This is a genomic window from Serratia sp. 2880STDY5682894, assembly GCF_001537385.1.
Lineage (GTDB): Bacteria > Pseudomonadota > Gammaproteobacteria > Enterobacterales > Enterobacteriaceae > Serratia > Serratia nevei.
On sequence record NZ_FCJA01000005.1, the window covers coordinates 319,183 to 344,418 of the forward strand.

Annotated in this window: 19 protein-coding genes; 11 read left to right on the top strand and 8 right to left on the bottom strand. The window is 61.1% G+C overall.

From position 1 onward, the window contains the following. Positions 1-49 precede the first annotated feature (49 nt). The 4 genes from AWX27_RS14080 (at position 50) to rlmM (ending at position 3,120) form a co-directional block, all read left to right on the top strand. On the top strand, positions 50-274 hold the full coding sequence (locus AWX27_RS14080; RefSeq protein ID WP_025304050.1) for a YgdI/YgdR family lipoprotein: 225 nt from the start codon (positions 50-52) through the stop codon (positions 272-274). A gap of 385 nt (positions 275-659) precedes the next feature. After that, on the top strand, positions 660-1,577 hold the full coding sequence (locus tag AWX27_RS14085; protein WP_025304049.1) for a transcriptional regulator GcvA: 918 nt from the start codon (positions 660-662) through the stop codon (positions 1,575-1,577). A gap of 51 nt (positions 1,578-1,628) precedes the next feature. After that, a complete protein-coding gene (locus AWX27_RS14090; RefSeq protein WP_004931896.1) occupies positions 1,629-2,024 on the top strand; it encodes a DUF423 domain-containing protein in 396 nt (131 codons plus the stop codon). Continuing rightward, positions 2,017-3,120 (top strand): 23S rRNA (cytidine(2498)-2'-O)-methyltransferase RlmM, encoded by a 1,104-nt coding sequence (rlmM, locus tag AWX27_RS14095; RefSeq protein ID WP_047729979.1) that lies wholly within the window; start codon positions 2,017-2,019, stop codon positions 3,118-3,120. The genes AWX27_RS14090 and rlmM overlap by 8 nt, the downstream gene beginning before the upstream one ends. A 39-nt stretch (positions 3,121-3,159) precedes the next feature. Here rlmM and xni read toward each other — a convergent pair whose 3' ends face one another. From xni to queF, 3 genes are all read right to left on the bottom strand, one after another. Next, entirely contained in the window at positions 3,160-3,918 is a 759-nt protein-coding gene (gene xni / locus AWX27_RS14100) for a flap endonuclease Xni (RefSeq protein ID WP_038878759.1), read from the bottom strand. Between the two features lie 54 nt (positions 3,919-3,972). Further along, entirely contained in the window at positions 3,973-5,337 is a 1,365-nt protein-coding gene (gene ppnN / locus AWX27_RS14105) for a nucleotide 5'-monophosphate nucleosidase PpnN (protein WP_038878760.1), read from the bottom strand. A 192-nt stretch (positions 5,338-5,529) separates the two neighbouring features. Then, positions 5,530-6,375 (bottom strand): NADPH-dependent 7-cyano-7-deazaguanine reductase QueF, encoded by an 846-nt coding sequence (gene queF, locus AWX27_RS14110; RefSeq protein ID WP_060423045.1) that lies wholly within the window; start codon positions 6,373-6,375, stop codon positions 5,530-5,532. A 63-nt stretch (positions 6,376-6,438) separates the two neighbouring features. Between queF and syd the strand changes: the two genes are divergently transcribed. Continuing rightward, a complete protein-coding gene (syd, locus tag AWX27_RS14115; RefSeq protein WP_060423049.1) occupies positions 6,439-6,987 on the top strand; it encodes a SecY-interacting protein in 549 nt (182 codons plus the stop codon). 609 nt (positions 6,988-7,596) lie between these two features. Here syd and AWX27_RS14120 read toward each other — a convergent pair. Further along, positions 7,597-8,835: an MFS transporter gene (locus AWX27_RS14120; RefSeq protein WP_060423053.1), complete on the bottom strand. Its 1,239-nt coding sequence runs from the start codon at positions 8,833-8,835 to the stop codon at positions 7,597-7,599. A 178-nt stretch (positions 8,836-9,013) separates the two neighbouring features. Between AWX27_RS14120 and AWX27_RS14125 the strand changes: the two genes are divergently transcribed. The 5 genes from AWX27_RS14125 to AWX27_RS14145 all read left to right on the top strand — a co-directional run bounded on the left by AWX27_RS14125 (position 9,014) and on the right by AWX27_RS14145 (position 19,177). Then, positions 9,014-9,340 (top strand): YqcC family protein, encoded by a 327-nt coding sequence (locus AWX27_RS14125; protein WP_033638567.1) that lies wholly within the window; start codon positions 9,014-9,016, stop codon positions 9,338-9,340. A gap of 146 nt (positions 9,341-9,486) precedes the next feature. Continuing rightward, on the top strand, positions 9,487-15,462 hold the full coding sequence (locus AWX27_RS14130) for an alpha-2-macroglobulin (protein WP_060423056.1): 5,976 nt from the start codon (positions 9,487-9,489) through the stop codon (positions 15,460-15,462). Between the two features lie 49 nt (positions 15,463-15,511). After that, positions 15,512-17,860 (top strand): penicillin-binding protein 1C, encoded by a 2,349-nt coding sequence (gene pbpC / locus AWX27_RS14135; protein ID WP_060423059.1) that lies wholly within the window; start codon positions 15,512-15,514, stop codon positions 17,858-17,860. Positions 17,861-17,920: 60 nt separating this feature from the next. Beyond that, positions 17,921-18,691: a tRNA pseudouridine(65) synthase TruC gene (truC, locus tag AWX27_RS14140; protein WP_060423062.1), complete on the top strand. Its 771-nt coding sequence runs from the start codon at positions 17,921-17,923 to the stop codon at positions 18,689-18,691. 33 nt (positions 18,692-18,724) lie between these two features. Next, positions 18,725-19,177 (top strand): flavodoxin, encoded by a 453-nt coding sequence (locus tag AWX27_RS14145; RefSeq protein ID WP_033654121.1) that lies wholly within the window; start codon positions 18,725-18,727, stop codon positions 19,175-19,177. A 57-nt stretch (positions 19,178-19,234) separates the two neighbouring features. Here AWX27_RS14145 and AWX27_RS14150 read toward each other — a convergent pair whose 3' ends face one another. The 4 genes from AWX27_RS14150 to map all read right to left on the bottom strand — a co-directional run bounded on the left by AWX27_RS14150 (position 19,235) and on the right by map (position 24,152). Further along, positions 19,235-19,624 (bottom strand): DUF3461 family protein, encoded by a 390-nt coding sequence (locus AWX27_RS14150; RefSeq protein ID WP_004931929.1) that lies wholly within the window; start codon positions 19,622-19,624, stop codon positions 19,235-19,237. A gap of 129 nt (positions 19,625-19,753) precedes the next feature. After that, positions 19,754-20,578, bottom strand: coding sequence for a 2,3,4,5-tetrahydropyridine-2,6-dicarboxylate N-succinyltransferase (gene dapD / locus AWX27_RS14155; RefSeq protein WP_004931932.1), 825 nt, complete (start codon positions 20,576-20,578; stop codon positions 19,754-19,756). Between the two features lie 42 nt (positions 20,579-20,620). Then, positions 20,621-23,284, bottom strand: coding sequence for a bifunctional uridylyltransferase/uridylyl-removing protein GlnD (gene glnD / locus AWX27_RS14160; RefSeq protein WP_047730854.1), 2,664 nt, complete (start codon positions 23,282-23,284; stop codon positions 20,621-20,623). Between the two features lie 73 nt (positions 23,285-23,357). Beyond that, positions 23,358-24,152, bottom strand: a complete 795-nt coding sequence (gene map, locus AWX27_RS14165) for a type I methionyl aminopeptidase (protein ID WP_004931936.1) — start codon at positions 24,150-24,152, stop codon at positions 23,358-23,360. 345 nt (positions 24,153-24,497) lie between these two features. On the opposite strand from map, the gene rpsB reads away from it, so the two are divergent. Next, complete coding sequence (gene rpsB / locus AWX27_RS14170; RefSeq protein WP_016929891.1) at positions 24,498-25,223, top strand: 30S ribosomal protein S2; 726 nt, start codon at positions 24,498-24,500, stop codon at positions 25,221-25,223. Positions 25,224-25,236: the final 13 nt, after the last annotated feature.

A 25,236-nucleotide genomic window follows, 5' to 3' on the forward strand; every position in this document is an offset into this window, starting at 1 on the left:
TACAGATAAAAGGTATTTACCAGCATTTAAAACTACAAAGGAGTCCTCAATGAAGAAAACAGCCGCAGTTCTCTCTGCTCTGATGCTTACGTTCACCCTGGCCGCCTGTTCCAGCAACTACGTGATGCATACCAATGACGGACGCACCATTGTCGCTGACGGCAAGCCTAAAGTGGACAACGACACCGGCATGATCAGCTATAAAGACGCCAACGGCGTCGAGCAGCAGATCAACCGCGCCGATGTGAAAGAGATGGTTGAAAGCAACCAGTAACCGTCAGGCAAAAAAAAGCACCGCAAGTTTTGCGGTGCTGCATAAAATCACTATGGACAGACAGGGTAAATGTACAGGAAGTGAAAAAACAGTAGCCTAGCTACCATGTCCGGAATCGCCGGACAATTTGCAAACACAACATCACAACCACAAGCCAAAAGTTCATCGGCGTCCTCGACACCCACTCCCTTTTCGTTCCGGCCCGGGAAGTGCCGCCACTATAGGTATTTGCTGGCGCATCCTCAACGGACAAATTATAATGGCTCGGATTAAAAAAACTAATGGCAATACGCCGTTAGCGTTTACCGATGGCTTGCCACGCAAAGCCGCCCGATTTTCGGCACCGAATCATTCGGATTAATGTTACACAAAAGTAGCTAATTTAATGTCTAAACGCTTACCTCCCCTCAATGCGCTGCGCGTGTTCGATGCGGCCGCTCGCCACCTGAGTTTCACCAAGGCGGCGGAAGAGCTGTTCGTGACCCAGGCCGCGGTGAGCCACCAGATCAAGTCGCTGGAGGACTTCCTCGGGCTGAAGCTGTTTCGCCGGCGCAACCGCTCGCTGCTGCTGACCGAAGAGGGGCAAAGTTACTACCTTGATATCAAGGAGATCTTCTCTTCGATCAACGAGGCGACGCGCAAGCTGCAGGCGCGCAGCGCCAAGGGGGCATTGACCGTCAGTCTGCCGCCGAGCTTCGCCATTCAGTGGCTGGTGCCGCGCCTGTCCGGCTTTAACTCAGCTTATCCGGGGATCGACGTGCGCATCCAGGCGGTGGACCGCGAAGAAGACAAGCTGGCGGACGACGTTGACGTGGCGATTTTCTACGGCCGTGGCAACTGGCCGGGGCTGCGTGCCGAGCGCCTGTATGCGGAATATCTGCTGCCGGTGTGTTCGCCTAGCCTGCTGACCGGCGATCATCCGCTGAAAACCGCCGAGGATCTGGCTTATCATACGCTGCTGCACGACGTTTCGCGCCGCGACTGGCTAGCCTATACGCGCCAACTGGGGTTGCAGCACATCAACGTGCAGCAGGGGCCTATCTTCAGCCACAGCGCCATGGTGGTGCAGGCGGCGGTACACGGCCAGGGCGTGGCGCTGGTGAACAACGTGATGGCGCAAACCGAGATTGAAGCCGGTCGCCTGGTGTGCCCGTTCAACGATGTGCTGGTCAGTAAAAACGCTTTTTATCTGGTATGTCATGACAGCCAGGCAGAACTGGGTAAAATAGCCGCCTTCCGGCAGTGGATCCTGGCGCGTGCCGCCAGCGAACAAGAGAAGTTCCGCTTCCGCTACGAACAATAAGGCCGGCCGCCGCCTTGCCGCGGCCGGTGATTTTTAATGGGATAGATCACGATGAGCAGCCGTTCCATGCTGGTTTTCGCCGCTATCAGCGGCTTTGTGTTTGTCGCGTTGGGCGCATTCGGCGCGCATGTGTTAAGCGGTACGCTCGGCGCCAACGAAATGGCCTGGATCCGCACCGGGCTGGAATATCAGGGATTCCACACCCTGGCCATCCTGGCGCTGGCGGTCGCGATGCAGCGCCGCGTGAGCCTGTGGTTTTACTGGAGCGGAGCGCTGTTGGCGTTCGGCACCGTGTTGTTCAGCGGCAGCCTCTATTGCCTGGCGCTGTCGCACCTGAAGGTCTGGGTTTATATCACGCCGGTTGGCGGCGTGTGCTTCCTGATCGGCTGGATATTGATGTTGATTGGCGCTTTGCGTCTGAGGAAAAAGGCCGAGCGCCATGAATAAGATTGCGTTGTACTGCCGTCCCGGCTTTGAAAAAGAGTGTGCGGCGGAGATCACCGACAAAGCCGCCCAACTGGAGATTTACGGCTTTGCGCGGGTAAAAGAGCACAGCGGTTACGTGCTGTTCGAATGCTATCAGCCGGACGATGCCGACCGCCTGGCGCGGGAAATTCCGTTCCGCGAACTGATTTTCGCCCGCCAGATGATCGTGGTGGGTGAGCTGCTGCGCGATCTGCCGCCGGAAGATCGGGTATCGCCGATCGTCGGCATGCTGATCGGCGTGGTGGATCGCGGCGGCGAGCTGCGGGTGGAAGTGCCGGACACCAACGAAAGCAAAGAGCTGATGAAGTTCTGCCGCAAGCTGACGGTGCCGCTGCGCGGCGCGATGCGCGAGCAGAAGGTGCTGATGGCGCGCGAGAACCCGACTCGCCCGGTGGTGCACGTGTTCTTCATCGCGCCGGGCTGCTGCTACGTCGGTTACTCCTACAGCAACAACAACTCGCCGTTCTACATGGGCATTCCGCGTCTGCGCTTCCCGGCCGATGCGCCGAGCCGGTCGACGCTGAAGCTGGAAGAAGCGTTCCACGTGTTCATCCCCGCCGACGAGTGGGACGAACGCCTGGCCAGCGGCATGCACGCGGTCGATCTGGGCGCTTGCCCGGGCGGCTGGACCTATCAGCTGGTGAAACGCAGTATGATGGTGCATTCGGTGGATAACGGCCCGATGGCGCCGAGCCTGATGGAAACCGGCCAGGTGACGCACCACCGCGCCGACGGCTTCAAGTTCGAGCCGAACAGCAGCAAGATCTACTGGTTGGTGTGCGACATGGTGGAGAAACCGGCGAAGGTGACCAGCCTGATGATTCAGTGGCTGGTGAAAGGCTGGTGCCGCGAAGCGATCTTTAACCTCAAGCTGCCGATGAAAAAGCGCTATGAGGAAGTGTCGCAAAACCTGACGAGCATCCGCGAAGCGCTGGGCGCCGCCGGCATCAGCGTCGAAGTGCACGCCAAGCAGCTGTATCACGACCGCGAAGAGATCACCGTACACGTGCGCCGCATGTGGTCGGCGGTGCCGGGCCGGCGCGACGAGCGCGATTAATCGCGTTAAGCCTGATGAAGGGCGCTGCTTGCAGCGCCCTTATTGTATCGGCAGGCGCAGCTGCTGCAGGTTACCGTCCAGCGACAGATCGGTGCGCAGCGTGGCGACCTGTTTGCTGACGTAGGCCAGCTCGCGGTGTTGCTCCAGCTTGCCGCGCCATTTCTCCGGCACCTGCTCCAGGTGCTGATAGAGCCCATCCAGGCTGCCCGACTGCTGCAACAGCAGCACGGCGGTTTTCGGCCCGATGCCGGCCACGCCGGGGATCTTGCTGCTGCCGATCCCCGCCAGCCCCCAATAGTCCGGCAGCTGCTGCGGCTGTACGCCGAATTCTTGCTGCACGAAGGGCATGTCCAGCCAGCGTTTCTGGAAGTAATCGCGGATCTGCACGTTCGGCGCCAGCAGCTGGCAGTAGCCTTTGTCGGTGGAGACGATGGTCACCTGGTGGCCGCCGCCGGCGACCTTCGCCGCCAGCGTGGCAGCCAGATCGTCCGCCTCGTTGCCGGGAGAATGCCAGCTGGCGACGCCCAATTCGGCGAAGGCCTCGCGCAGCTGCGGCATCTCCTGCTGCAGATTTTCCGGCATCGGCGAGCGCCCGGCCTTGTAGTCCGGCAGAATTTGGTGGCGCCAGCTGTCGCGGCGATCGTCCTCGTCGAAGACCGCCACTGCATGGGTTGGGCGGCTGTGTTGGATCAGCTGCTGCAGCGCGTGGCGGCAGGCGTTGACGCAAGGGGAGCCCTGCACGGCGTGAATGCGGCGGATGAGGTTCAGGGCGTCGACAATCAGTAGGTGTATCATCATGGGCGGTAAGGTCAGAAAAAACAGGGCGGCTGTTACGCCGCCCGGGATTGAGGGTCAGGCTACGATTTCGTAGCAGGGCACATAGGCGCTGCCCGGCAGCTTCATGCGGTGCTGGGCGACAAAGCCCTGCAGCAGGCTGTCCATCTGCTTCATCATCTGCGGTTCACCGTGCAGCTTGTACGGGCCGAACTGCTCGATGGCATGGATGCCATTTTCCTTCACGTTACCGGCCACAATGCCGGAGAACGCGCGGCGCAGCGCGGCGGCCAATTGCTCCGGCGGCTGGTTCGGATACAGATTGAGGTTCGCCATGTTCTCATGGGTCGGCTCGAACGGCAGCTGCAGATCCGGCGCGATGCGGATCGACCAGTTGAAGCTGTAGGCGTCGCCGGTGTTGCGGCGGTTTTCCTTCACCAGCGGCATGGCTTGCTTCATCTGCCGCGCCACTTCCGCCGGATCGTCGATGATGATGGTGTAATGGCGGCGCGCTTCGTCGCCCAGCGTGTTCATGATGAACTCGTCCAGCACGCGGAAGTAGTCGGCGCTCTCTTTCGGCCCGGTCAGGATCAGCGGCAGCACCTGTTCGCTGTTCTCCGGGTTCATCAGGATACCCAGCAGGTACAGCAGCTCTTCGGCGGTGCCGACGCCGCCCGGGAAGATGATGATGCCGTGTGCGATACGCACGAAGGCTTCCAGGCGTTTTTCGATGTCCGGCATGATCACCAGCTCGTTGACCAGCGGGTTAGGCGGCTCGGCGGCGATGATCGACGGCTCGGTCATGCCGATGAAGCGGCTGTTGCGGTAACGCTGCTGCGCGTGACCGACCGCCGCGCCTTTCATCGGCGCTTCCATGGCGCCCGGCCCGCAGCCGGTGCAGATGTTCAGCTCGCGCAGGCCCAGCTGGCTGCCGACCTTGCGCGCGTACAGGTATTCGTTTTCGTTGATCGAGTGGCCGCCCCAGCACACCACCATATTGGGATCTTCATCCAGATGCAGCGTGCGTGCATTGCGCAGGATCGAGAACACCAGGTTGGTGATGTGGGCCGAGTTTTCCAGGTTCAGGTGCTGGAAGCGGCCGGCGCTGGCGATTTGGCCATGCACGAACAGGATGTCGCGCAGCACGGCGAACAGGTTGGCCTGCAGCGAGCGGATGATGCGGCCGTCGACGAACGCCTCTTCCGGCGGATTGACCAGCTCCAGCTTCACCCCGCGCTCGCGGCGCAGCACGTTGATGTCGAAGGTTTCATAGCGCGACAGCAGCTGCTTGCTGTTGTCGGTTTGGCTGCCGGAGTTCAACACGGCCAGCGAACAGTTGCGGAACAGGCGGTACAGGTCGCTGCTGGCGGTGCGCTTCAGCATGTCTACTTCCAGCTGCGACAATAAATCCATAGAGCCAAGCGGGCTGATGTGTGTAATCAAGGTAACTCCTTTGCACCCGGTGCGGGGCGGTAGTAATCCATACGCAGCAAAACAGCATCTCGTTATGGTTGGCGTGCTGCGGCGAAGCGGGCGCTCTGCCCGGCCGCAGCCTCGTTTTAACCTTACCGCCGTCCCTGTGCTTTTACCAACACAAACCGCTCGTTAGCTCAGTTGTTGAGCAATGTTTCGCACTTATTGGCGCGCCAGGCGGCCGTGCTCGGGGGCGAATTCGACGTTGCTGCGCCACGGGTTGATATCCAGCCCGCCGCGGCGGGTATAACGAGCGTAGACCGTCAGGCTTTGCGGCCGGCAATAGCGCATCAGATCGTTAAAGATGCGCTCGACGCACTGCTCGTGGAATTCGTTGTGGTGGCGGAAGGAGACCAGGTAGCGCAGCAGCGCTTCGCGATCGATCTTGCCGCCGCGGTAGCTTATCTGCACCGAGCCCCAGTCCGGTTGATGGGTGATCAGGCAATTGGACTTCAGCAGGTGGCTGACCAAGCGCTCTTCCACCACCTCTTTTCCGGCGGCGTTCAGCAGGTAGTCGGCATTGAACTCATAATTGTCGATGCGGATATCCTGCTGGTCGATGCAGTCGCCGGCCAGGCGGGCGATCGGCGTGCCTTCCAACTGCTCGATGCTGAACAGGGTGACGCTGACTTCGCCCTGGGCGCAGGCGGACAGATCGCGCTGCAGGGTGCTGCGCACCGTTTCCCAATCGGCGAACGGGGTTTGGTTGAAGCTGTTGAGGTACAGCTTGAAGCTTTTCGATTCGATCAGGTTCAGGCTGTCGGCGTTGAGGCTGATTTCACCGACCGCCACCTGCGGCAAGCCGTTGGCGTTCAGCCAGGAGAGCTCGTACAGCGTCCAGATGTCCGCGCCGTGGAAGGGCAGATTATCGGGATACAGGCCCAGCGGCTCGCGGTTCATGCTGCGCGGCACCGCCTGCAGCAGCGTGGCGTCGTAGCGATCGCGGTAGGCGGTGGGTTTGCCCAGCGTCAGCCCCGACAGGGCCTGGTGGTCTTGATATGAGGACATCTGCTGTCACCTCGGTCAGAGATAGGTACAATGGCCGTCAGTTTAACGTATGCGAGAAAGAATATGGACCATGATGTATCGCACGCTCTGCGTGAATTCACTCAACGTTATGTCGAGTTGTGGCAGCAAGAGCGCGGCCACGCGCCGGCCAGCCAGGCGCTGTACGGCGTGCCGTCGCCCTGCATCGTGGAGAACCGCGAGGACGAAGTGCTGTGGTTGCCGCGGCCTTTCGAACCGACGGCGACGCTGGAAAAGGTAGAAACCGCGCTGGAGCTGCGTTTGCAGCCGGATGCGCACCGCTTCTACACGCAGCAATACGCCGGCGACATGAGCGCGCAGTTCGGCGAGCATCGCCTGAGCCTGCTGCAGGTCTGGAGCGAAGAGGATTTTATCCGCCTGCAGGAGAACCTGATCGGCCATCTGGTGACGCAAAAACGTCTCAAGCTGTCGCCAACGCTGTTCCTGGCGACCACCGAATCCGAGATGACGATGGTGTCGTTGTGCAACGTCAGCGGCAACGTGGTGCTGGAACAATTCGGCAGCGATAAGCGCACCCTGCTGGCGGCGACGCTGGGGAATTTCCTCGATGCGCTGCGCCCGGTGTTGGACTGAATCGCGACGGATTCGCCGTCGCCCGTGTGAGAGATCTCTCACACGGCCTGTGAGAGATCGCTCTTAATTTTTCCCGCCTTTCTCCAGGCTATGAGATTATTGTTATCCAGATCAATTGGTTAGAATTTCTTTAGGATAACTCTTAGTCTTAATTTAGTGTGAGACACCTCCCAAACCCTTGTGATTCCGGGGAATTTAAGCGATCTTATCGTTACCGGAACGGAACCGGCGGAGCAGGAAAGCATCAGGATGATGCAGCTTCAGGAAGAAGAAAGGGATGCGCTCAGGCAAGAGCGAAGGATGGTGTCAGGAGATGCCCAGGATGTTTCAGGATAGAAACCAGGGACACCTCCAGGACGGAGATTGAGAGCCGGCACAGGACTGTCGGCGGGTCAGGAAGGCTGAGGAACCGCGTCAGGACGATGCTGCAGGATGATGCAAGGACCACTTGGTCAGGATGGCCGCAGGAAAAGTTTTCAAGGATTGAGCAGGGAGCACGCTGTGTAGCGGGATAGCTATAAAACGAACCGGGGGCACTGTTAACGCAGTGCCCCCAACTTTTTGTTTTATCCCGCTGCGCGTGCGCCCCGCCTTAATCCCTCTTCAGCGTTAACCAATCGCGCCCAGCGTATCGCCTGCGCTCTGTTTTTTCGGCAGCAGGAACAGCGTGGCGTAGATATCCAGCAGGTAAATTGCCGCCAGCAGGCTGATGGCCGCGGTAAACGACACCTGCGTCACCAGCGCACCGATCACCAATGGCCCCAGGCCGCCGACGCCGCGCCCCAGATTGAACAGGATGTTCTGCGCGGTGGCGCGCGCCTGCACCGGATAGGTATCGGAAATCAACGCGCCGTAGCCGCCTATCATGCCGTTGACGAACATGCCCATCACGGCGCCGGCGAACAGCATCAGCGTCGGGTCGCTCAACTGGGCGTAACCGATCACCATCACCACGGCACCGATCTGATAAAGCACGAAGATCTTCCAGCGGGCGAAGCGGTCGGCCAGCATGCCAAACAGCCAGATGCCGAACGTCATGCCGACCACCGTCACCGCCGTCCACAGGCCGGACTTGGTGAGCGAGAAGCCAAAGTTTTTCGCCAGGTAAGTCGGCATCCAGATCATCAGGCCGTAGTAACCGAAGTTCTGCACCGAACAGAGAATGAAGATGCCGATGCTGGCCCTGCTGGTGGCGCGATCCTTAAACAGCAGGCGCAAACGCTGCAGGAAGGAGAGCGGTTGCCCGGCATCTTTCTGCCGCACGAATGCTTCCGGTTCGCCCAGGGTACGGCGGATCAGGAATGACGCCAGCGCCGGCAGCAGGCCGACCAAAAACATGCCGCGCCAGCCGATGTGTTCCAGCAGCAGCGGCGTCAGGAAGGCGGCCGCCAGCACGCCCAATTGCCAGCCCATGCCGACGTAAGCCGAAGCGCGGTTGCGCTTCTCCGCCGGCCAGGCTTCGGCGATCAGCGCCATGCCGATGCCGAATTCGCCGCCCAGTCCGATGCCCGCCAGGGTGCGATAGGCCAGCAGATCCCAATACCCTTGCGCCACGGCACACAGGCCGGTGAACAGGGAAAACATCAGGATGGTGATCGTGAGCACCCGGATACGGCCGAAACGATCGCTGAGGTGGCCGAAAATCACGCCGCCCAGCACCGCGCCGATCAGCGTCCAGGTGACCAGCGAGCCGGCGGCCGATGAGGTTAATCCCAATTCGATGCTGATGGCCGGCAGCATAAAGCCGAGGATCAGGAGGTCAAACCCGTCCATGGCATAACCGGTGACCGAAGCCAGCATGGCCTTACCGGGCGTCGCGTGGTTTTTTTTCTCTGTTATTACGGACATGAATCTTTATCTGTGTGGTGAATTCGGTGGGCCTATTGTGCCGCGCGGCGGCGAACGCCACCAGATAAAAACGGTGAGCTGTCTCAGGCGCGCCGAATTTGGGCTATAAAAATGCTATGCTTTGCCGCCTTTCAGCCAGCGCGCTGAATACCATGATGACAAGAGATCGGGAATGCAGATGAGTATACATAACCAGGTGCGCCGCAGTTTGCAGGCGATTGAACAATCCATGCGCGATCTGGCGCTGTGGCAGGCCGCGCCGCCTGATCATGAGGCTTTCTCCAGCACCGAGCCGTTCTGCATCGATAGCATGTCGGCCGAAGCCTGGCTGCAGTGGGTGTTCTTGCCGCGCATGTATGCGTTGCTGGATGCCGAAGCGCCGCTGCCGACGCGCTTCGCCATCACGCCTTATTTCGAAGAGGCGTTGAAAGATCGTGAACCGAGCAGCCTGCCGCTGCTGGTGCTGCTGCAACAGCTGGATTTGATGTTGAATAAAGAGCCGTAATTCGCCGGCGGCGCGCAGATTTTTGCCGCCCGGCAGTGTAGAGTACTCGCGCGGATGCCGGGCAGGAGAGCCGACGGCGTCTTTCGGCTCGGTTGAACCGCGGCGGTTGACCGGGGGCTGCATTAGGATGATGAGGTGCTGCAATAATGGATTTATTAAGGTTTATCCTGCGTTTGCCTTTTACCCTGGTTAAGGGCGTTTGTCGTCTGCTGGGTGGGGCGTTGTCGCTGTTGGGGCGGTTGCTGAGACCGCTGGTCGGCAACCTCAGCTGGCGTGCGCCGGCCTGGTGGGCTGCGCTGCCGCGCGGTTTTTTGCGGCTCGAAAGCGGCGTGGATAAACACCCGAAAGCGATCGGTTTAGGCCTGTTGCTGTTGGCTGGCGCCGCAGGCGGCGCATTTTACGGCTGGCACTGGTGGCAAAACCGGCCTCAGCCTATCGAACCTGCACCGATGGTGGTTCAGGAGGTCAGCGCATCGCTTGCCAACCCCGAGCCGATAGATTACGCCGCCGCCCGGCAGGCGCCGCAAACGGTGAGCCTGACCTTCAGCGGGTCGGTCGCGCCGATCGCCGCAGTGGGTAAAACCGTGAGCGCCGGCATCACTCTGAAGCCGACGGCGGAAGGGCAGTGGGCATGGAGCAATGAGTCGACGCTGCTGTTCACGCCGAAAAAGCCGCTGCCGATGGGCGCGAAGTATGACGTGACCCTTGAGCCCGCCACCCTGCTGGCACCGCAGATCAAACTGGCCAAAACCCGCTATGCCTTCACCGTGCCCGCGTTCGATTACCGCCTGGGGCAGGCTGAGTATTACCGCGATCCGCAAGATGCGCAGAAACGCAGCGCGATTTTCAATCTGAAGTTCAACGCGCCGGTCGACGTCGCCAGCTTTGAAAAACAGATTTCGCTGGGGTTGAAAGAAGGCAGCACTTCCTCCGAGAAAAAGTTGAACTTCTCTCTGGTCTATGACGAGAAAAAACTGAACGCCTGGGTGCATTCCGAGCCGCTGCAGGCGCTGGATCAGGGCGGCGCTGTGCATCTGACCGTCGGCAAGGGCGTCAAATCGACGGCGGCCGGCAATGCGGTCGAAGAGGCGAAAAGCAACTGGGTCAAAGTCCCGACGCTGTACAGTCTGGCGCTGAGCGACGCCAGTGCACAGGTTGTGGATACCGACGGCGGCCAAGGGCAGCGTGCGCTGGTGGTCGGTTTCAGCGATGCGGTGAAGGATAAAGAGCTGGCGCGGGCCACCAAAGCCTGGCTGCTGCCGCAGCACGATCCGAGCGACGCCGAGGCCGCCAACGATGCCGAAGATTTCTATCAATGGACGGTCGACAGCGTCGGTAAAAACGTGCTGGCGCAGGCGACGGCATTGCCTTTGACGCTTAACGAGGCGGAAGAAGCCTACCAGCCGCAGTTCAGCTTCCGCTTTGAAGCTCCGGCGCACCGCTTCGTGCTGATCGAGATAGACAACCAACTGGTCTCCGTCGGCGGTTACAAAATGCCGAAGAAGGTTTATCGGGTGGTCGAAGTGCCGGAGTTCCCGAAATCGCTGCAGTTCATGTCCGCAGGCTCGCTGCTGTCGGTCAACGGCGACAAACAGATCAGCGTGGCGGCGCGCAACGTGGCGGGCCTGCGGCTGGACATCAAGCGGGTGATCCCGAGCCAGCTGCAACACATCGTCTCCTTCAAAAGCCGGGAATATTCGTCCGCGGAATTCAACCGGCTCAACGACGAATATTTCACCGAGCATTTCAAATACCAGACGGCGCTCAATAACGAGCGGCCGGGGGAAGTGAACTATCAGGGCATCGACCTCTCCCGTTATCTCTCCACCAACGCCAGTTCCCATCGCGGGGTGTTCCTGCTGACGCTGTCTGAATGGCAGCCGAACCGGAAACCGGCGGCGGAAGAGGCGGGCGCCGAACCAGAACAGGAACCGGACGAGAGCACCGGGGATGATCAGCCCGACGTCGGCGATTCGCGCTTTGTGGTGGTGACCGATCTGGGCATCGTCGCCAAGAGCTCGCAGGATAAGACGCGCGACGTCTTCGTGCAGTCGATTCAAAGCGGCGCGCCGGTCAGCGGCGCCAACGTGTCGGTAGTGGCCAAAAACGGCGTGACGCTGCTCAGCCAAACCACCGGGGCCGACGGCCACGTGCGTTTCCCGGCGCTCGACGTGTACACCAACGAGCGCCAGCCGGTGATGTTCCTGGTGGAAAAGGAAGGGGATGTCTCCTTCCTGCCGACCGGCAGCTATAACGATCGCGGGCTGGACTTCTCGCGCTTCGACGTCGCCGGTGAACAAACGCCGACCGATCCGCGCACGCTCGGCAGCTACCTGTTCTCCGATCGCGGCGTTTATCGACCGGGGGATACTTTCAATATTGGCCTGATCACCCGCGCCGCCGACTGGCGCGTTGGCCTGGCCGGCGTGCCGGTGCGCGCCGAAGTCCGCGATCCGCGCGACAAGCTGATGACCACCGTGCCGCTGACGCTGGGCGCCAGCGGTTTCAACGAGCTGAGCTATACCACCGATGAAAACTCGCCCACCGGCGAGTGGAACGTCTATCTGTATCTGATCGGCAAAAACAACGATACCTCCACGCTGCTCGGCCATACCGCGGTCAATGTGAAGGAGTTCGAGCCGGATCAGCTGAAAGTGAAGCTGGCGCTGACGCCGAATCGCCAGCAAGGCTGGGTCAAACCGTCCGAGCTGAAGGCCAGCATCGATGTGCAGAACCTGTTCGGTACCCCGGCGCAGGATCGCCGTGTGACCACCAGGCTGACGCTGCGGCCGATGTATCCGAGCTTCGATCGCTTCCCGGATTATGCGTTCTATGAAAACCGGCAAAACAGCGATGGGTTCGAAACCGAGCTGGAAGATCGCACCACCGATGAGCACGGCGCGGCCGAAATCCCGCTCGATCTGAAATCCTACGCCGACGCCACCTATCAGCTGCAGCTGCTGTCGGAGGCGTTCGTCGCCGGCGGCGGGCGCTCGGTGGCGGCTACCGCCCGCACGCTGGTTTCGCCTTACGATTACCTGATTGGGGTGAAGGCGGACGGCGATCTGGGCTACATCAACCGCGACGCGGAGCGGCATCTGAACGTGATCGCCATCGATCCGAATCTGCAGCAGATCGCCATGCCGAACCTGAAGCAGGTGTTGATCGAGCAGAAATACATCTCGGTGCTGACCAAACAGGATTCGGGCGTTTACAAATACCAGTCGAAGATGAAGGAAGTGCAGCTGTCGGAACAGCCGCTGGCGCTGAGCGAGCAGAGCGCGGATCTGCGGCTGGCGAGCGATAAGCCGGGCGACTTCGTGCTGGTGATTGAAGATGCGCAGGGCAAAACGCTCAATCGCGTCGCCTACAGCGTGGCCGGCAACGCCAACCTGAGCCGTTCGCTGGATCGCAACGCCGAACTGAAGCTGAAACTGAACCAGGCGGAATATCAGCCGGGCGAGGAGATCGAGGTGGCGATCAACGCGCCTTATACCGGTAGCGGCTTGATCACCATCGAGAAGGACAAGGTTTACGCCTGGCAGTGGTTCCACACCGATACCACCAGCTCGGTGCAGAAGATCCGCGTGCCGGCCGGCATGGAGGGCAACGGCTACATCAACGTGCAGTTCGTGCGCGACATCAACTCCAGTGAAATCTTCATGAGCCCGCTGAGCTATGGCGTGATGCCGTTCAAGATCAGTACCCAGGCGCGGCAAAACAGCCTCGAGGTGACGGCGCCGGAAGTCATCAAGCCGGGTGAAAACCTGACGATGACGGTCAAGACCGACGCGCCGCAGCAGGTGGCGCTGTTTGCCGTCGATGAGGGCATTCTGCAGGTGGCGCGCTACCGCCTGAAGGATCCGCTGGAGTTCTTCTTCAGCAAGCGTGAACTGAACGTGAGCAGCTCGCAGATCCTCGACCTGATCCTGCCGGAGTTCAGCAAGCTGATGGCGCTGACCGCGGCGCCGGGCGGCGACGCGGGCGAAGGGCTGGATCTCAACCTCAACCCGTTCAAGCGCAAACGCGACAAGCCGGTGGCCTATTGGTCCGGCATTACCGAGGTCAGCGGCGAGAAGCAGTTCGTCTACCCGGTGCCGGACTACTTTAACGGCAAGATCCGCGTGATGGCGATTTCGGTGACGCCGGAGAAAATCGGCAAGGCGCAAACCGCCGCCACGGTGCGCGACAACTTCATCATGACGCCGAACGTGCCGGCGATGGTGGCGCCGGGCGACGAGTTCGACGTCAGCGTGGGCGTCAGCAACAACCTCGAAGGGTTGAACGGCCAGTCGGTGGCCATCAACGTTCTGTTGACGCCGCCGCCGCAGTTGGAGGTGGTGGGCAACGCGACGCAAAGCCTGACGCTGGCGGAAAAACGCGAGGGTGTGATCACTTTCCGTCTGCGCGCCAAATCCGCGCTGGGCGATGCACCGCTGGTGTTCGACGCCCGTTACGGCGACCAGGCCAGCCGCCGCACCGTCAGCACCTCGGTGCGGCCGGCGGCGCCGTACCGCACCCAGTCGGTGATGGGGCGCATGAGCGGCAGCAGCCAGAATGTCGATGGCCTGCGCCAGATGTTCGACGCTTTCGCGCAGCGCCGGGCGGCGGTGTCGAATTCGCCGCTGGTGCTGACCAGCGGGCTGGCGCAATACCTGGCGGATTACCCGTATTACTGTTCCGAGCAGATCGTCAGCCGCTCCATTCCGCTGATGCTGCAGAGCCGCCACCCAGAGATGAAAAGCAGCCTGAGCCAGGCGGAAGTCAGCAAGCAGCTGCGCAACCTGCTTGGCGTGCTGCGCGCGCGCCAGAACGACAGCGGGGCGATCGGCGCCTGGCGTTCGTCGCCGGATGCCGATCCTTTCGTCACGCCTTATGTGGTGCAGTATCTGCTCGAAGCCAAAGCGGCGGGCTACGCCCTGCCGGAAGGCATGCTGGACGAGGCCAACGGCGCATTGCGCGAGCTGGCGGCCAGCGGATTCGACGATCTGTATCTGCTGCGCCTGCGCAGCTGGGCGGTTTACCTGCTGACGCTGCAGGGCGAAGTGACCACCAACTCGCTGGCGGCGGTGCAGGATACGCTGCAAAAACGCTATGGCGAAGGGTGGAAAACCGATCTGAGCGCGCTGTATCTGGCTTCTTCCTACCGTCTGTTGAAGATGGACGACGAAGCCGCCGCGTTGCTGCAACCGAGCTGGCAGCAGCTGAGCAAGGCGTATGACAGTGCCTGGTGGACGCAGAATTATTTCGATCCGCTGGTGCAGGATGCGACTCGGCTGTATCTGATTACCCGTCACTTCCCGGAGAAAGTGGCGTCGATCCCGCCGCAGGTGCTGGAGAATATGGTCAAGGCGCTGAAAGAAGAGCGTTACACCACCTACTCTTCCGCGATGAGCATTCTGGCGCTGGAAAGCTATTCGGCCCAGGTGGCGGCGCAATCCGCCAATGCGGATGCCTTGGGCATCGTGCAGGTAGGCAAAGCCGGCGGCGAGCCGCAGCGCATCAGTGAGCTGCAGGGGTTGTTCGTGCAGGGGCAGTTCAACGCCGATGCTACCGCTGTGCGCTTCACCAACGGCGGCAATGCGCCGGCCTGGTATGTGGTGACGCAGGCCGGTTACGACCTGAATGCGCCGCAAAAAGCGCTGTCGCGCGGGATTGAGATCGTTCGCGATTACACCGACGAACAGGGCAAACCGGTAACGCAGGTGACGCTGGGGCAGAAGATCAACGTCCATCTGAAGGTGCGCGCCAACTCGAAAGAGGGGCAGAGCAACCTGGCGATCGTCGATCTGCTGCCGGGCGGGTTCGAAGTGGTGCAGCAGACGCCGCCGGAACCGGCCGACGCCGGCGAGGAGAGCGAAGACCGCGGCGGTTGGCAGTCGCCGCTGGCCGCTACCGGCTCCACCTGGGCGCCGGATTACAGCGATATCCGTGAAGATCGGGTGATTATCTACGGCAGCGCCGGCACCGAGGTGCAGGAGTTCGTCTATCAGATCAAGGCCACCAATACCGGCAGCTTTATTGTTCCACCGGCCTACGGCGAAGCCATGTACGACCGTGAAGTGCAGGCGATGTCGGCCGGCGGCGGCAAGCTGGTGGTAGTGCCGGCGGGCAACGACTAGGCCGGATCCGGCGCCAGGCCAGCGTCTGGCGCCGGGGTGGTGAGAACGTATGAAGATCCTGACCGGGCGCGTGCTGCAAAACGGCTTGATGGCGGCGTTTTTACTGGCGCTGCTGCTGACCGCGATTCGGCTGTGGCCGCATCCGTCCCTGTGGCAGGGGCTGCCGCAGTCTTCCGTCTATTACGACAGGCACGGCGCGCTGCTGCGTATCACGTTGGCCAACGACGACCGCTACCGGCTGTGGACCCCGCTGGAGCAGGTGTCGCCGCTGGCGGTGCGTGGGCTGCTGCTGCACGAAGACCGCTGGTTCTACTACAACCCCGGCTTTAACCCCGTTAGCCTGATGCGTGGCTTCTGGCGCAGCTATGTCGCCGGCGGCAAAATGCAGGGCGGGTCGACCATCAGCATGCAGCTGGCGCGCATGCGCTGGCATCTCAACACCCGCACGCCGGGCGGCAAGCTGCTGCAGGTGCTGCGCGCGGTGCAGCTGGAGCTCAGCTACTCCAAGCACGATATCCTGGAAGCCTACCTGAATTATGCCCCCTACGGCCGCAACATCGAAAGCATCGGCGCTGCCAGCCTGATCTATTTCGCCAAGTCGCCGAAGGATTTGACCCTGCCGGAGGCGCTGACGCTGGCGGTGCTGCCGCAGTCGCCCAGCTACCGTCTGGAGCCGAAAACCGGCGTGCTCGGCGCTGCATTGACGCAGGCGCGCAACCGTCTGTTCCAGCGCTGGCAGCGGGTTTACCCCACCGACGCCAGCCAGCAAACGCTGTTCCGCCTGCCGCTGGCGCTGCGACAGCCTGAGCAAGTGCCCTATATCGCGCCGCACTTTATCGAGCAGTTACGGCTGCAGACGCAGCAACTGGTGCAGCGCGATACGCGCGTCGATACCACGCTGGACGCCGGGTTGCAGCGGCTGGTCGAGCGGCAGGTCAACGCGTTTATCGCCCGCAACCGCAGCCGCGGCATCCAAAACGCCGCGGTGCTGCTGGTGGACAGCCGCGATATGGGGGTGCGTGCGCTGGTGGGATCGGCGGACTATTACAATCGGCCGATCCAGGGGCAGGTAAACGGTACCAACGCCAAGCGCTCACCGGGTTCGACGCTGAAGCCGTTTATCTACGCGCTGGGCATGGAGCAGGGCGTGCTGCATCCGATGACCATCCTGAAAGACGTGCCTTCGTCGTTCGGCGCCTATGCGCCGGAAAACTTCGACCGGCGCTTTCTCGGCCCGGTGACCGCCACCGATGCGCTGAATTTCAGCCGCAACATCCCGGCAGTGTATGTCGCCTCGCAGCTGCGCCAGCCGACCTTTTATCAGTTTTTGCGTCTGACCGGCGTGGCCAATATGGCCAGTGAGAGCCACTACGGGTTGTCGCTGGTGCTGGGCGGCGGCGAGGTGACGGCGCAGGAGTTGGCGAAGCTGTATGCGCTGTTGGCGAACCGTGGCGAGCTGCGGCCGCTGCGTATGCAGCTGAACGAGGCCGAATCGACGCCGGTTCGGCTGCTGAGCGAGGAGGCCAGTTTCATTACGCTGGATATGCTGCGCCAGCATCGGCGGCCGGGCGATACGCTGGCGCAACGTTCTTCTTCACTGCCGGTGTACTGGAAGACCGGCACCTCCTGGGGTTTTCGCGACGCCTGGAGCGTCGGGATTTTCGGCCCTTACGTGCTGGTGGTGTGGGAAGGCAACTTCGACGGGCGCGGCAACAATGCGTTGGTCGGCGCCGAGGCGGCAGCGCCGCTGTTCTTCAACATCATCGACAGCGTCAACGCCAGCTATCCTGGCCTGCGTGAACCGAAGCACCCGTTCCCCCAACGGCTGCGGCGGGTGGAGATCTGTCTCGCCAGCGGCGATCTGCCCACGCCGTGGTGCCAGCAGAAGGGCAAGACCTGGTTTATTCCCGGCAAATCGCCGATCAAGGTCGACAGCGTCTATCGGCCGGTGGTGCTGGATATTCACAGCGGCGAGGTCGTCTGCCCGCCGTATGACGCGGCGCAGACCCGCACCGAAATCTTTGAGTTCTGGCCTTCCGATTTGGCCAACGTGTTCGCCCAGGCCGGGCTGCCGAAGCGGGCGCCGCCGGTCAACCGCTGCAAGGACAACGGCGTCGCCGTCGGCGGCAACGCGCCGCGCATCACTTCGCCGCTGAAAAACACCACCTATACCCTGCGCCAGTCGCAGCAGGGGCGAGATAAAATCGCCTTCAACGCGGTGACGGACGCCGACAGCAAGACGGTGTACTGGTTCGTCGACGATATCTATCTCGGCAGCAGCGCCAGCAAAAAGCCGATCGACTGGCGGCCGATCAACAACGGGCGCTACCGCATTCGGGCGGTGGACGATCGCGGCCGCGCCGATACGCGCCTGGTGACCATCGAATGGGTGAACTAGCGCTGAGCCGCACGCCTGTTATACTCGCGCCCGAAACGGCTATTTACCTGGGAAAGCGATGTGATTGAGATTTTGTATCAGGATGAACACCTGGTGGCGGTGAACAAGCCGTCGGGCTGGTTGGTGCACCGCAGTTGGCTGGACCGTCATGAAACTCGCTTTATGATGCAGACGGTGCGCGATCAGCTCGGGCAGCACGTCTTTACCGTGCACCGTCTCGATCGCCCGACTTCCGGCGTGCTGCTGATGGCGCTCTCCAGCGAGGTGGCGCGCCTGCTGTCGCAGCAGTTCGAGCAGCATCAGGTGCAGAAAACCTACCATGCGGTGGTGCGCGGCTACGTGCAGGAGGGGGCGACCCTCGACTACCCGCTGACGGCTGAGCTGGACAAAATCGCCGATAAACATGCCGATGCCGATAAGGGACCGCAGCCGGCGGTGACGCACTACCGGCCGCTGGCGCAGGTAGAGATGCCGGTGGCCGTCGGCCGCTACGACAGCGCGCGCTACAGCCTGGTGGAGCTGCAGCCGGAAACCGGCCGCAAGCACCAGCTGCGGCGCCACATGGCGCATCTTCGCCATCCGATCATCGGTGACAGCAAGCACGGCGATCTGCGGCAGAACCGCGGTATGGCGCAGCATTTCGGCTGCCCGCGCCTGATGCTGCACGCCAGTCATCTGCAGCTGACGCACCCGATGACCGGCGAGCCGCTGCGGGTGACGGCGCGCTGGGACGAAGACTGGCAAGGGGTGATGGCACAGTTCGGCTGGGCGGGGGTATTCCCTGAACTTGCCGGGGTTGAGTTTAGCGCGGCTAACGGTCAGGATAGCTGACAATTTTTAAAGGTAATGAAGGGAGTAGGAGCCATGGCTCAGGTTGGTATCTTCGTGGGAACGGTCTACGGCAATTCGCTGCTGGTGGCGGAAGAGGCGCAAAACATCCTCAGCGAGCAGGGCCATGAGGTCAAACTGTTCGAAGAGGGCACGCTGGAGGCCTGGCAGTTTTATCGTCAGCACTACGCGCTGGTGATCACCTCCACCACCGGGCAGGGCGATCTGCCGGATAGCATCGCGCCGCTGTTCCACGCCATTCGCGATCAGGTCGGCTACCAGCCGGAGCTGCGCTATGGGCTGATCGCCCTCGGCGACAGCAGCTATGACAACTTCTGCGGCGCCGGGCGCGCGTTCGACGCGCTGCTGCAAGAGCAGGGCGCCACCCGTGTGAGCGAAGTGCTGGAGATCGATGCGATGGAACAGCCGGAGCCGGAAGTGGCCGCCTGCCCGTGGGTCGAGCAGTGGGGCACGCTGCTGCAATCGTAAAGTAAAAAGGCGCCGCGAAAGGGCGCCTTGGCGATGATGCGGGTCAACCGATCCGCATTATTTGCCGCGGGTGAGTTTTTCCAGATCGGCTTCGATCTCGGCAATCTTGTGCGACACCACGCCTTCGAGATGGCGCAGGTCGTCGAGGATTTTACGCTTCAGATCCACTTCCACCTGATCGCGCTGGCACAGCTGATCCAGTTCGTCGATCACGTAGCGCAGGTTCGGGTTGATCTCGTGAATTTCCTTGTAGCCCTGGCCGGCGTTGTCCGCCACCACGGTTTTACGCTGGCGCGGGTACTTGAACTTCACGCTCTTGGCGAAGAACTCGCCCTTGTCCTTGCGGAAATAGATCTTGAGGATGTCGTTGTTGGCCTCTTGACGCAGGCTATAGCGATCGACGTCTTCCGGTTGATTGATGCCCAAACTCTTCAAGTTATCGTACATACTGCGCCCTCTTTAGATGTGATCGTTATATTCCACGACTGCAATTATGGCGGAAAGCGAGATCTGCGACTGTGACTGCCAGCGAAACGCAGACAAAAAAATAGCGGGTGAATCACCCGCTATTTCAATTTAGTCGATAGTGCGCAATAACTCATTAATGCCGACTTTACCGCGCGTTTTGGCGTCGACTTTCTTGACGATCACCGCGCAGTACAGGCTGTAAGAACCGTCTTTCGAAGGCAGGTTGCCGGAAACCACCACCGAACCCGCCGGTACGCGGCCGTAATGGATTTCGCCGGTCTCGCGGTCATAGATGCGAGTGCTCTGGCCGAGGTATACGCCCATCGAAATCACCGAGCCTTCTTCCACGATCACGCCTTCCACCACTTCGGAGCGCGCGCCGATGAAGCAGTTGTCTTCGATGATGGTCGGGTTGGCCTGCAGCGGCTCCAGCACGCCGCCGATGCCGACGCCGCCGGACAGGTGAACGTTTTTGCCGATCTGCGCGCAAGAACCGACGGTGGCCCAGGTGTCGACCATGGTGCCTTCGTCGACGTAGGCGCCGATGTTAACGTAAGACGGCATCAGCACGGTGTTGCGCGCGATGAACGCGCCCTGGCGCACGGTGGCCGGCGGCACGACGCGGAAACCTTCCTTCTGGAAGCGCGCTTCGTCGTAGTCGGCGAACTTCATCGGCACCTTGTCGTAGTAGCGGGTTTCCGCGCCGTCCATCACCTTGTTGTCGTTGATGCGGAAAGAGAGCAGCACGGCTTTCTTCAGCCACTGATGGGTGACCCATTGACCGTCGATCTTCTCGGCGACGCGCAAGGCGCCGCTGTCCAGCAGGCCGATCACCTGGTTTACCGCTTCGCGCGTTACGGTGTCTACGTTCGCCGGGGTGATGTCCGCACGGCGCTCGAAGGCGCTTTCAATAACGTTCTGTAATTGCTGCATGCTGTTCTCTTTCCTGATGTTGTCGGTAAAAAGTTACTTGTATCACATTTTATCGTTTGGGGTGAGGGCCTCTGTCAACCGTTGCTCCAACTTTCTGCGCGTTTCCTGATCGAGCGCGCGTCGCTCGCCGTCGGCCAGGATAAACAAGTCCTCGACCCGCTCGCCGATGGTGGTAATGCGCGCGCCGTGCAGCGACAGCCCCAGGTCGGCGAACACTTCGCCCACCCGCGCCAGCAGGCCGGGCTGGTCAAGCGCGATCAGCTCCAGGTAGCTGCGGCGATCGGTGTGGGTCGGCAGGAAGGTCACCTCGGTCGGCACGCTGAAATGACGCAGCTTGGAAGAAGGCCGGCGCACGCGCGGCGGCTGGTACTCCCGCTGGGTGATGGCCTGCAGCAAGGCCTGGCGGATCGCCGCGTGGCGATCCTGCGCCAGCGGGCTGCCGTCCGGCTCCAGCACGATAAAGGTGTCCATCGCCATGCCGTCGCGGTTGGTGAAGATCTGCGCGTCGTGCACGCTCAGGTTGCGGCGATCCATCTCGCCGGCGACGGCGGCGAACAGGTAGGGGCGATCCGGGCTCCAGATAAATATCTCGGTGCCGCCGCGCGTCGCCTGCCGGCTGACCAGCACCAGCGGCTGGGTGGAGTCGTGGGCCAGCAGGTGACGGGCGTGCCAGGCCAGCTGATTCGGCGAGTGGCGCAGGAAATAATCGGCGCGGCAGCGGCTCCAGATGCGGTGCAGCGCCTCTTCGTCGATGTTGTCCATGCGCAGCAGCGCCAGCGCCTGCAGGCGGTGATGGCGCACGCGTTCGCGCAGATCCGGGCTGTTCTGCATGCCGCGGCGCAGCTGCTTCTCGGTGGCGAAGTACAGCTCGCGCAACAGGCTCTGTTTCCAACTGTTCCACAGGGTTTCGTTGGTGGCGCAGATATCCGCCACCGTCAGGCACACCAGGTAACGCAGGCGGGTTTCGCTCTGCACTTCGCTGCTGAACTGCTGGATCACCGTCGGATCCTGGATATCGCGGCGCTGCGCGGTGACCGACATCAGCAGGTGCCAGCGAACCAGCCAGGCCACCAGTTGGGTTTCGCGCGAGTTAAGGCCGTGCAGTTCGGCGAACTCCACCACGTCTTCCGCGCCGAGGATCGAGTGATCGCCGCCGCGCCCTTTGGCGATATCGTGGAACAGCGCCGCTAACAGTAATAATTCCGGGTGCGGCAGGCGAGGGTACAGCTCTACGCACAGCGGATGGCGTGGCCGGGTTTGCGCATCGGCGAAGCTCTCCAGCTTTTGCAGCACGCGGATGGTGTGTTCATCGACGGTATAGGCGTGGAACAGGTCGAACTGCATCTGGCCGACGATCTTGCCCCACTGCGGCATATAGGCCCACAGCACGCTGTGACGGTGCATCGGCACCAGCGCGCGCGAGACCGCGCCGGGATGGCGCAGAATGGCCATAAACAGATCGCGCGCTTCCGGAATGGTGCACAGCGGCTGTTTCAGATGGCGGCGTGCGTGGCGCAGCTGGCGCACGGTGGTGGAATAAATGCCCTTGATCTCGCGGTTGCGCACCATCAGGTAGAACATGCGCATGATGGCCTGCGGCTCGCGGATAAACAGCGTTTCGTCGCGCAGATCGATCAGATCGCCACGCAGCTGGAAATCGTCGTTCAGCGGGCGCGGCTTCTCGGTGGCGTCCAGCGCCAGGATGGCTTCGTCGAACAGCTGCAGCAGCATGTGGTTCAGCTCGCTGACGCGCCGCGTCATGCGGTAGAAGTCTTTCATCATGCGTTCGACCGGCTCGTTGCCTTCGCCTTCATAGCGCAGCAGCTGCGCCACGCTGAGCTGGCGATCGAACAGCAGGCGGTTGTCGTAACGCGGCAGCACCAGATGCAATGCGAAACGGATGCGCCACAGGAAGCTCTGGCACTCGTTCAGCTCGTTGCGCTCGGCCTGGGTGAGGAAACCGAAGCCGACCATTTCGTCCAGCGAGGTGGCGCCGAAGTGGCGCCGCGCCACCCACAGCAGGGTGTGGATGTCGCGCAGGCCGCCAGGGCTGCTTTTGATATCCGGCTCCAGGTTATAGCTGGTGCCGTGGTAGCGCTGGTGGCGCTCCTGCTGTTCGTTGACCTTGGCGTGGAAAAACTGCGGCGAGGGCCAGAAGCCGTCGCTGAAGATATGTTTTTGCATCTGCAGGAACAGCGCGACGTCGCCGCAGATCATGCGCGACTCGATCAGGTTGGTGGCCACGGTCAGGTCCGCCAATCCCTCCAGCAGACATTCTTCCAGGGTGCGCACGCTGTGGCCCACTTCCAGCTTGAGATCCCACAGCAGGGTGATGAATTCGCCGACTCGCTGCGACTGTTGTTCCGTCAGCCGGCGCTGGCTGAGCACCAACACGTCGATGTCCGACAGCGGGTGCAGCTCGCCGCGACCGTAGCCGCCGACCGCCACCAGCGCAGTTTCCGGGATATCTTCGAAGCCGTAGAAGGTCCACAGCCGGCGCAGCAGGCGATCGATGAAGTCGCTGCGCGCCGCCACTAGGCTTTCGGCGCTGGCACCGGCGTCGAACGCTGCCGCCAGCCACAGCTGGAACTGCTCCAGCCGCTGTTTCAGCACCGGACAGGTGAGCTCGTCGTTGCCGTAGGTGCTGGGGGAGGCGGGCGGCATCGGCACGGCCGGGGCCGCTTGTTGAAGGAGATTGTCAGACATAGTGCGCAGCCCATAAAAAAGGCCGGCAAAAGCCGGCCTGGTGATATTCTGCACGCGGCGTTCGCCGCGGTGCTTACATCTCGTGCGTAATGATGTTGGGGATGGTGTCATCCTTGCGCAACGTCATTATCTCGCAGCCGTTATCAGTGACCACAATAGTATGCTCATACTGCGCCGACAAGCTGCGATCTTTGGTTTTTACCGTCCAGCCGTCTTTCATGGTGCGGATGCGGTAGTCACCGGCGTTGACCATCGGTTCGATGGTGAAGGCCATGCCCGCCTGCAGGACCACGCCGCCGTCATCGGCATCATAGTGCAGCACCTGCGGCTCTTCGTGGAACACTTCGCCGATGCCGTGGCCGCAGTACTCGCGCACCACGGAGAACTTCTCGGCCTCGACGAATTGCTGGATAGCCTTGCCCAGGGTGCGCAGGCGGATGCCCGGCTTGACCATCTTCAGCGCCAGATACAGGCTTTCCTGAGTGACGCGGCACAGGCGCTCGCCCAGAATGGTCGGTTTGCCGACGATGAACATCTTCGAGGTGTCGCCGTGGAAACCGTCTTTAATTACGGTCACGTCGATGTTGACGATGTCGCCGTCCTTCAGCGTTTTGTCATCGCTCGGGATGCCGTGGCACACCACTTCGTTCACCGAGATGCACACGGATTTCGGGAAGCCGTGGTAGCCGAGGCAGGCGGAAATGGCCTGCTGCTCGTTGGTGATGTACTCGTGACAGATACGGTCCAGTTCGCCGGTGGTCACGCCAGGTTTGACGTGCGGCTCGATGATTTCCAGCACTTCGGCGGCCAGGCGGCCGGCCACGCGCATTTTTTGGATGTCATCAGGTGTTTTAATTGAGATTGCCATGAAATTCGTCCGCAGGTGTCGTTATCGTCGACAATAAGAAGCAGTGACTTATGGTATCAGCCCGGCCGGAGGCTGCCAAATTTCATTTCCCGATGCCCGGCGCAAAGCAACAAAAGTTGGTGTCTGCAGCGGGTTTATGGTATAAAGCGCGCCGGCGATCCGCGACTTGGTTCTTGTGACCTGGCAGGAATTGGCCGAAAATACTTTAACTGCACTCATTTTGTGTAAATAACACACACGTATCGGCACATCCGCCGGGGTGCCCTGAGGTGACTTGTCGCCGCCAGGGTCGGCGTTATGGGATACGTGGAGGCATAACCCCAATTAATCTATAGAGGTTTAATCATGGCAACTGTTTCCATGCGCGACATGCTCAAGGCTGGTGTTCACTTCGGTCACCAGACCCGTTACTGGAACCCGAAAATGAAGCCTTTCATCTTCGGCGCTCGTAACAAGGTTCACATCATCAACCTGGAGCAGACTGTACCAATGTTCAACGCCGCTCTGGCTGAACTGAGCAAGATCTCTTCCCGTAAAGGCAAGATCCTGTTCGTTGGTACCAAGCGCGCAGCAAGCGAAGCGGTAAAAGACGCTGCTAACAGCTGTGACCAGTTCTTCGTGAACCACCGCTGGTTGGGCGGCATGCTGACTAACTGGAAAACCGTTCGTCAGTCCATCAAGCGTTTGAAAGATCTGGAAATCCAGTCTCAAGACGGCACCCTGGACAAGCTGACCAAGAAAGAAGCGCTGATGCGCACTCGTGAACTGGCCAAGCTGGAAAACTCCCTGGGCGGTATCAAAGATATGGGCGGTCTGCCAGACGCACTGTTCGTTATCGATGCCGATCACGAGCACATCGCGATCAAAGAAGCCAACAACCTGGGTATCCCGGTATTCTCTATCGTTGATACCAACTCCAACCCAGACGGCGTTGACTTCATCATCCCTGGTAACGACGACGCAATCCGTGCAGTAAACCTGTACCTGACTGCCGTTGCTGCCGCTGTGCGTGAAGGTCGTTCTCAAGATCTGGCCGTTCAGGCGGAAGAAGGCTTCGTAGAAGCTGAATAATAAGGCAAGCTCG